The sequence below is a fragment of the Chamaesiphon sp. OTE_8_metabat_110 genome (assembly GCF_031382685.1).
Lineage (GTDB): Bacteria > Cyanobacteriota > Cyanobacteriia > Cyanobacteriales > Chamaesiphonaceae > Chamaesiphon.
This window is the reverse complement of record NZ_JANMZA010000404.1, coordinates 1-7,416: the sequence shown is the minus strand read 5'-3', so window position 1 is coordinate 7,416 and position 7,416 is coordinate 1. Positions and strand designations below refer to the sequence as shown.

Here is a 7,416-nt window from a genome sequence, read left to right as displayed (position 1 = left end):
TGGGAGTTGGGGGTAGAAGGAGTGACTACTGTGATAAATTGCGTGAAAATAGAATCAGCTTTAAATTTATTCGTTAATGTAGCACTTCGCCTGAATATGCAGTAAAAGTTTAAGTGCGATTCGTTCAGCTAAAACCCTCCTCGCTGTCTTGTCTCTAAACCATCAGGGGAATTCTCTAACCCCTATCCCCTCTCCCCTCTCCCCTCTCCCATGCCCAAAGTCACCGCCCAAGGAAAAAACTTTACCTGCGAAACTGGAGCTAATCTCCGCCAAGTATTACTCGCGAATGGGGTAGATCTCTACAATGGTAATGCTAAGTTCGTGAATTGTATGGGAATTGGCACCTGTGGCACCTGTGCGGTTGAAATCGAGGGTGAGGTATCTGCCCCAAATTGGAAAGATACCGCCAGACGCGCCTTCCCGCCGCACACTTCAACTCGCAATCTGCGGCTGGCTTGTCAAACTCAAGTTTTAGGCGATATTACCGTGCATAAATTTACAGCTTTTTGGGGACAGGGACTCGATCGAGCCTGGTAAAAATCGCGTCTTCAAAACATTTCGATCGCCTGAAACTTATGCGTTGGGCACTGCCCACCCTACAATTTGGAAGCTTATTTGCTTGTTATTCCCTAAAAACTAAAGCCTAAAACCTAAAACCTAATGATGACTTTCCACATTGCCCCACTCATCAGAATCACCTTGAGCCTACTGTACATCTCCCTCATGATTCCCCTCCCTTTCCTCGCGACATTCACCCATGCCGAGGTACCAGCATGGCTGCTATGGGTGGGGATTGGATTGGGATTTGTGGCACTACAGGGGGCCTTGAGTCAGCGGGTAGTCGTAGACGATCGATCTATTCAAGTCAATTATCCGAGCTGGGTACCGAGGTTTTTTACCAAAAGCTGGGATTTGGCTTGGAGCGATGTTAAAGATTTAAAAATGCGGACGACGGGGCAGGGTGGATTAGTTTATTATTTTATTAATGCCAATGGTGAAGGTTTTTTGCTGCCGATGCGGGTGGCAGGTTTCAATCGATTAGTACAATTAATTCAAAAATATACGGACATCGATACCACAGATGTTTATCCACTCTCCCAACCTTGGATGTATTTTGCCTTATTAGTATTGACTGGATTTTTATTATTAACCGATACTTGGACGATTTGGACAGCAATGTCAATATAATTTACAATTAATAATTATTATGGTTGACTCATTTGCTCAACACTATCACCAGCGGACAAAATACGATCCAGAGACGATTGCAGCCAAGAGTCATAGCCTAGACTGGAGCCAACAACCGTCATCATACAAGGAATATAAGATCGGCACAGTTTACGATCTCAAACCATATTTACAATCGACCAAACAAGATGATGACAGCTATTGGTGGCAGAGATTGTCGATGTTTCTGTTATGTAGTTATGGGCTGACAGCACGGATTCAGACGATGGGCGAGCCGATGTATCTACGGGCGGCTCCATCGGCGGGCGGCCTGTACCCAGCCGAGATTTATTTAGTATCAAAAGGTAATGGCTTATTACCCGCCGGATTATACAATTACCAAGTTAAGGATCATACTCTCGTTCATTTTTGGTCGAATGATGTTTGGCAAAATATCCAAGTTGCTTGTTTCAATCATCCCGCATTGATGCTGGCGGATTTAGCTCTGATTACGACTGCGGTCTTTTATCGATCGGCATGGCGCTATCAAGATCGAGCATATCGGCGAATTTTTCTCGATACCGGACACTTGCTCGGAAATATCGAATTATCTGGCTCGATGAATAAGTTTCGACCCTATTTTATCGGCGGTTTTATCGATCGGCAGATCGATGAATTACTATATCTTAATTCGGAAACAGAAGGTGCGGTAACAGTCATTCCCTGTATCGATCTCACTGTGCATCCCGATCCAGCGATCGCGGCTTTTCCGTCAGGATTACCCTCCAGAATTAACTTAGAATATCCAGAAGTCGCTGATGGAGAATTATTACAATATTGCCATCAAATGACTGAAATTACTAAATTCAGTCAGCTACCTGCGAACCCAGCAGAGATTAATACCACTCAATTAGATGATAAATATAACTTTCCTTTTTGTCTGAAAATCTCAACAGTTGGGTCGCCAATTCAATGGCAAAAAAGTTCTACTATTAATGAACCTCAGCCAATTCCCTTATCTGGATTAGAAGATACGATCCTCAAACGTCGATCGACTCGTGCCTATTCAGGTGCAGAATTAACGCTTGACGAACTCAAATCGATCCTAGATTTTACTTATCATCCCGCACATTATAGCGACCAAAATTTAGACTCTAATCCTACTTATTTCGACCTAGATTTAATCGAGACTTTTGTAGCAGTGTCGGGGGTAGCTGGATTAGAAGAAGGGTGCTATTACTACGCGCCCAAAGCGCAAGAGCTGCGACAGATTCGGTTTAACAACTTCCGGCAAGAATTGCACTATCTCTGCTTGGGGCAAGAATTAGGACGCGATGCTGGCGCGGTAATTTTTCATGCCGCCAACCTCAAAACAGCAGTCCAAAAATATGGCGATCGCGTGTATCGTTATTTACATCTAGATGCCGGACATCTGGGACAAAGAATCAATCTAGCCGCAATTCGTCTCGATGTCGGCGTTAGTGGGATTGCGGGATTCTTTGACGATCGCGTCAATGAAGTTCTAGGCATTCCTGAAGATGAAGCTGTGTTGTATATTACCACTTTGGGTCGTCCAGCGTAAAATTTGTGGCAACACCCCATTTTTTCAATTGCTCGATCGTTTTGGTGGTGTAGGCTGCTGTGGCTGTGATAAGGGCGCAGGAGTAGGGTGAAATTTAATAGTTAGGGTACTTTTGCTTCGGGCGGATGGTGCCAAGAGGGAATCGATCGCTTTTATCGCCTCCATTGCATTAGGATAGCGATCGAGATGTCTGGCTGCGATCGTTTTAGCGAGGATATTGGCCGTGCGATCGAAGATTGGGCTAAGATCGGATCGATCGATTGTTATTAACGTCTATTGGGATCGGAGCTAACATTTATGCCAGCTAAAGTAACTAAAATTTGGATCTCAGTCTTGGGAGCGATTTGGGCAATGGGGTTATTAGTACCCCTGTCACCCGCACTAGCAACTCCCATGACTGGCTCGACCAAAGTTAAGTCAGCGACGATAGATCTGACTGGCACGATTAAAAAATTGGCAGTAGAAGGTACCTGTTATCAACTTGCTGCCGATAACGGTCAAAAATACGAATTGATGGGCAAGTTTCCCAAAATTGACGGCACTAGAGTCCGGATTAGCGGCATCCCTAAGTCGGATATGGTGACGATCTGCCAAGTCGGTCAACCTTTGCAGGTCAAAACTGTAAAAGTGATTAAGTAGGTCTGTGAAGTCTATTATTTTTGGTGCGTTACCCTACGGGATAACACACCCTACGGTCTTCTTCTAACAGAATAAAAGCGATCTCGTCAGGAAAATCACCATCCACTATCCACTAATTTACTCAGGTTTCACAGCAATAACCCCATAGGCAGTGGGCGAAAGATACTGGCGGGCGGCGAGTTGGATGGTTTTGGCGTCTAGTGCTTGGATCTGCTGGGGATAATTCAGTGCAGGCGTGAGATCGCCGACTACAGACTGATAATAACCGTAAAGATCCGCGCGATCGCTGGGAGTTTCGGTGCCAAAGATATAGCGATTGGCGACTTGACGGCGGATGCGGGCGATTTCAGTTTCAGTAACTAGCGTATTTTGGAGCTGGGCGATATGTTGGGTAATAATTCGCTCGACTTGGGGGATATTTTCGCTCGGTAACTGGGCACTGAGGTAAAATAAGCCCTGAACCCGGTTGCTCATATTGCTGACGCTGATGCTATTTACTAGTTGACGTTCTTCCCGTAGTTCCTTTACCAATCGCGAAGTGCGTCCCGAGCTGAGGATCGCTGCTAAGATATCGAGCGGGTAAGTTTCGGATAAATTTAGCAAGCCAGGAACGCGCCAGACCATAATTAATCTGGCTTGCTGGAGACTGGGATCGATATGCTGTCTGCGAACGATCCGCCCAAAGGGTGGCTCGGGGGTGGGATGAGACTTTTTGCCGACAAATTCCGCAGCAGAAATCGTACCAGTTTGCGAGGCAAAACCATCAGCGACGATATCGATTAATTCTTCGACGGGTAAATTGCCCACGGCGACGGCAGTCATTGCCGCTGGTTGATAATGGGTGGCGTGAAAATAGCGCATCTGTTGTGCCGTAACGCCTTCAATTACCGACTCTGGGCCTAATACCGATCGCCGATATGGTAATTTAGCAAATGCGACTTCGATCGCGTGTTGATAGATACGGCGCGAGGAACTATCATGCGATCTGCGAATTTCTTCCAGCACGACCATTTTTTCCCGATCGAAATCATCCTCGGGAATGCGCGGATTGGTAACGACATCGATCTGGAGTGGCGCTAATGCGGCAAAATCTTTGGGTGCGGTGGTGATGTAGTAGTGTGTATAGTCTTGACTCGTCGCCGCATTTGTGACCGCACCACGTTCTTCGATTGCCCGCTCGAATTCGCCAGCGGCGAGTCGCGAGGTACCTTTGAACACCATATGTTCGAGGAAGTGTGCCATCCCATTAATCGCATCGGTTTCTTGGAACGAACCGACATTGAGATAAATATTCAGATTGACTGCCTCGACAGGCATCTGTTCGGCAATAATAGTCAATCCGCTGGGCAATGTGCGCACGGTGGGGCGATCGATTTGATTGGTCACGGCAATTTGTTCCTGCTAAATAAGTCTACTACTGCTTGTGCTGGCGATGCTCGTTCCGAGTATCGCCAGCCGACAGAAATGTCGTCTAAGGGATGAAAGGAACTTTGTTGGGTATGCCCTAGTTTCATTCTTCTGCTTGGTGCGCTCAATCTGGAGGAAACCTCCAGAGCGCGCATCCGCAACCCAACCTACAGATCTTCAACTGAGCCAACGAGACTAATCGGGCTAGCCACCTCGCTGGCATCGATTCGGACTTGCTGCTTAGTAGTAGTCAACTACAGTACCAGTATAGTAGACCCACAGGCACAGATCGCTCCTCTTGAAAGGGGAAAGGGGTTTTGATGACAGGAAAGGGTTGACATGTAATTTAGCCATTTTCCCCAAAATAGCAGGAGAGCCAAGAAAATTAGCCGATCGAGTCTAGATACTTTTGATTAATGGTTTGAAGAATGGGAATACTAGCAATTAGTAGTAGTTAAGTAACTATAAATATTATCTGCACCGACTACAATTTGAACCGCTTTGACGCACAGCACGTAATTATATGAATATTTCCAAAACACTCGGGCGATACGAACATCTGTGGCGCAAAGATAATGCCATCTATTTAGCATTTGGCTGGGCAGCATTATCCCTGTTTACTTATGTCTTTTTTAGCGGCCCAGCGGGCGGGGATCGACCATTTTGGTATCGGATTTTTACCGCGTATATCTTGCAAAATGTGCCGACATTAGTAGCTGGTTTATTGTGTCTGCGGAACGGCCTGAGTCGGCGGATGCCCAGTGGTAGTCAGGTATGGTTGTTTATTGGGATTGCTTTACTATCTTATTTTACGGGAAATATCTTCTTTAGCTCGTGGGAATTGGTGTGGCATCTCAATTCGACTGGTTCGCTGGGCGATCCATTTTTCGTGATTTTCTATATCTGTTTGTCCATCGGGATGTTGGGGATGCTCGTGAGTAAGCAGGTGAGGTTAAATATCTATCAATGGTCGCTGGTAGCTGGCATTAGTACTTACGCGGCAGTCATTTTGATGTGGGTACTCAAGCCACCTGCCCCGCCTGTGGCGATCTCTCAAACCCAGGCGGTAGCGACTGCGGCGATGGCACCTGAGATCCAGCCAGCAGAAACACCTGCGACTCCAGCACCGGAGCCGATCGTGACATTCGATCGACTCCTCAAGCCTTACGGACAGAAGTTAAATCTTTTTTATGTCTGGAGTGATGTGTTTTTGTTTGCCCTGGCTATCGTAATGACTTTGGCTTTTTGGGGCGGACGGCTCAGTAGTGCTTGGCAGACCAATGCTTTAGCGATCGTCTGCTACTACATTGCCGATATGTGGCTTGCATATGCCGGAAATCACATTCAAGACTATCAAGGTGGCTTCATGTTAGAGGTATTTTGGATTCTGGGTGCAATCCTGTTTGGGGTAGCTGCCAGTATCGAATTCGAGTACATGTTAGCCCGCAAGCAAAATTCCGAGCCTAGCTTCTATGATGACTTTTAGATGGGAGATGGGAGTTGGGAGGTGGGAGTTGTAATTTACTACAAAAACTTACATGTCACGCCTCAAATTAGCGACACTTTCTCAACTTATTTTTCCCACTTCAGGATTTCCGATCGTGAGGCGATCGTCCGAACGGTAAAATTGCGATCGCCCACAATGACGATCGCACTAGCGTATTCTGGGGAAATATCTAGCTTTTGCATCTGCCAACTTGCCGCTCCAGATGCAGCCACAATCGCCGCAGGAGTACGCGGATCGATCGAGACTTCGATTTTGTCCAATGGCGTATGTAAGCCCGTGCCACAGGCTTTGAGATAGGCTTCTTTCTGTACCCAGGCATGAAAAAATGCTGCCTGTTGAATGTCACTAGGGAGGCTATGAAAGAGAGCTTGCTCGGCGGGTGAAAAAAAGCGATCGACTAAATCCCCTGCGGGTAAGGGGTGAATATATTCGATATCGATCCCGATCGGATTTTTGGCACTGACACCATAGACGGCGCGATCGCGAGAATGGGATAGATTAAACTCGATCTGACGATCCGCGATTCTCGTTCCGTTGGCGAAGCGTCTGCCTGCGCAGAGAGGCTTCGCCAACGCGGGTTTGCCATGCTCCCCATAATTAAAAACGATCTCGGCTGGGGTCAGATCGAGATACTGACTCAAAATCTGTCGTAAATAGCCCCGTGCCACGATCCAGCGATTTCCATGAGTCGGATTGATAAATTTAGCCGCCCGCTGGCGTTCGGAGGTACTGAGAAATTGCTTAAACGTGTCGATTTGCGCTGGCGGGCGATCGAGATTGGTACTCCAAACATGAACATCGGATTCGGATAACATCAACATGCTTGGATCGGGGGGACAGGGAATGGTAGATAATTAGAGGCAACCCATTTTACTCCCATTCACATTTACCCGTGTTGGCGGCGATCGCCAGCATTAGTAATGACGGTTGGGAAGAGAATAGATTTCACCACGCCTCTTCAGGATGAAATCGGGTTACAGTAATTGTCATCGAATTAGATTTAGCATATGCGAACCCATTATTGCGGTACGATCCGCACCGAACAAATTGGCGAAACTATTACTCTGTGCGGATGGGTAGATCGTCGCCGCGATCTTGGGGGGGTAATTTTTCT

The 7,416-nt window shown here is 46.8% G+C and carries 8 protein-coding genes; 5 read left to right on the top strand and 3 right to left on the bottom strand.

The window, feature by feature from the left end:
* Positions 1–210 precede the first annotated feature (210 nt).
* From RMO52_RS14780 to RMO52_RS14765, 4 genes are all read left to right on the top strand, one after another.
* Positions 211–537 carry a 2Fe-2S iron-sulfur cluster-binding protein gene (locus RMO52_RS14780; RefSeq protein ID WP_310415571.1) on the top strand — a complete coding sequence of 109 codons (327 nt, stop codon included), beginning with the start codon at positions 211–213 and terminating at the stop codon, positions 535–537.
* 123 nt (positions 538–660) lie between these two features.
* Positions 661–1,188, top strand: coding sequence for a hypothetical protein (locus RMO52_RS14775; RefSeq protein ID WP_309743118.1), 528 nt, complete (start codon positions 661–663; stop codon positions 1,186–1,188).
* 19 nt (positions 1,189–1,207) lie between these two features.
* Entirely contained in the window at positions 1,208–2,749 is a 1,542-nt protein-coding gene (locus RMO52_RS14770; RefSeq protein WP_309743116.1) for a SagB/ThcOx family dehydrogenase, read from the top strand.
* 297 nt (positions 2,750–3,046) lie between these two features.
* Positions 3,047–3,388: a hypothetical protein gene (locus tag RMO52_RS14765; RefSeq protein WP_310415568.1), complete on the top strand. Its 342-nt coding sequence runs from the start codon at positions 3,047–3,049 to the stop codon at positions 3,386–3,388.
* 117 nt (positions 3,389–3,505) lie between these two features.
* On the opposite strand, the gene RMO52_RS14760 is transcribed toward RMO52_RS14765, so the two are convergent.
* Positions 3,506–4,774, bottom strand: coding sequence for a pitrilysin family protein (locus RMO52_RS14760; RefSeq protein WP_310415565.1), 1,269 nt, complete (start codon positions 4,772–4,774; stop codon positions 3,506–3,508).
* Positions 4,771–4,902: a hypothetical protein gene (locus RMO52_RS14755; protein WP_309739358.1), complete on the bottom strand. Its 132-nt coding sequence runs from the start codon at positions 4,900–4,902 to the stop codon at positions 4,771–4,773. The genes RMO52_RS14760 and RMO52_RS14755 overlap by 4 nt, the downstream gene beginning before the upstream one ends.
* A gap of 416 nt (positions 4,903–5,318) precedes the next feature.
* Here RMO52_RS14755 and RMO52_RS14750 point away from each other — a divergent pair, with 416 nt between their 5' ends.
* Complete coding sequence (locus RMO52_RS14750; RefSeq protein ID WP_310415561.1) at positions 5,319–6,281, top strand: hypothetical protein; 963 nt, start codon at positions 5,319–5,321, stop codon at positions 6,279–6,281.
* A gap of 86 nt (positions 6,282–6,367) precedes the next feature.
* Here the strand turns inward: RMO52_RS14750 and RMO52_RS14745 are convergent, their stop codons facing one another.
* The gene (locus tag RMO52_RS14745) at positions 6,368–7,123 is read right to left on the bottom strand and encodes a 4'-phosphopantetheinyl transferase superfamily protein (protein WP_310415559.1); all 756 of its coding nucleotides are present in this window, start codon (positions 7,121–7,123) and stop codon (positions 6,368–6,370) included.
* Between the last annotated feature and the right edge of the window lie 293 nt (positions 7,124–7,416).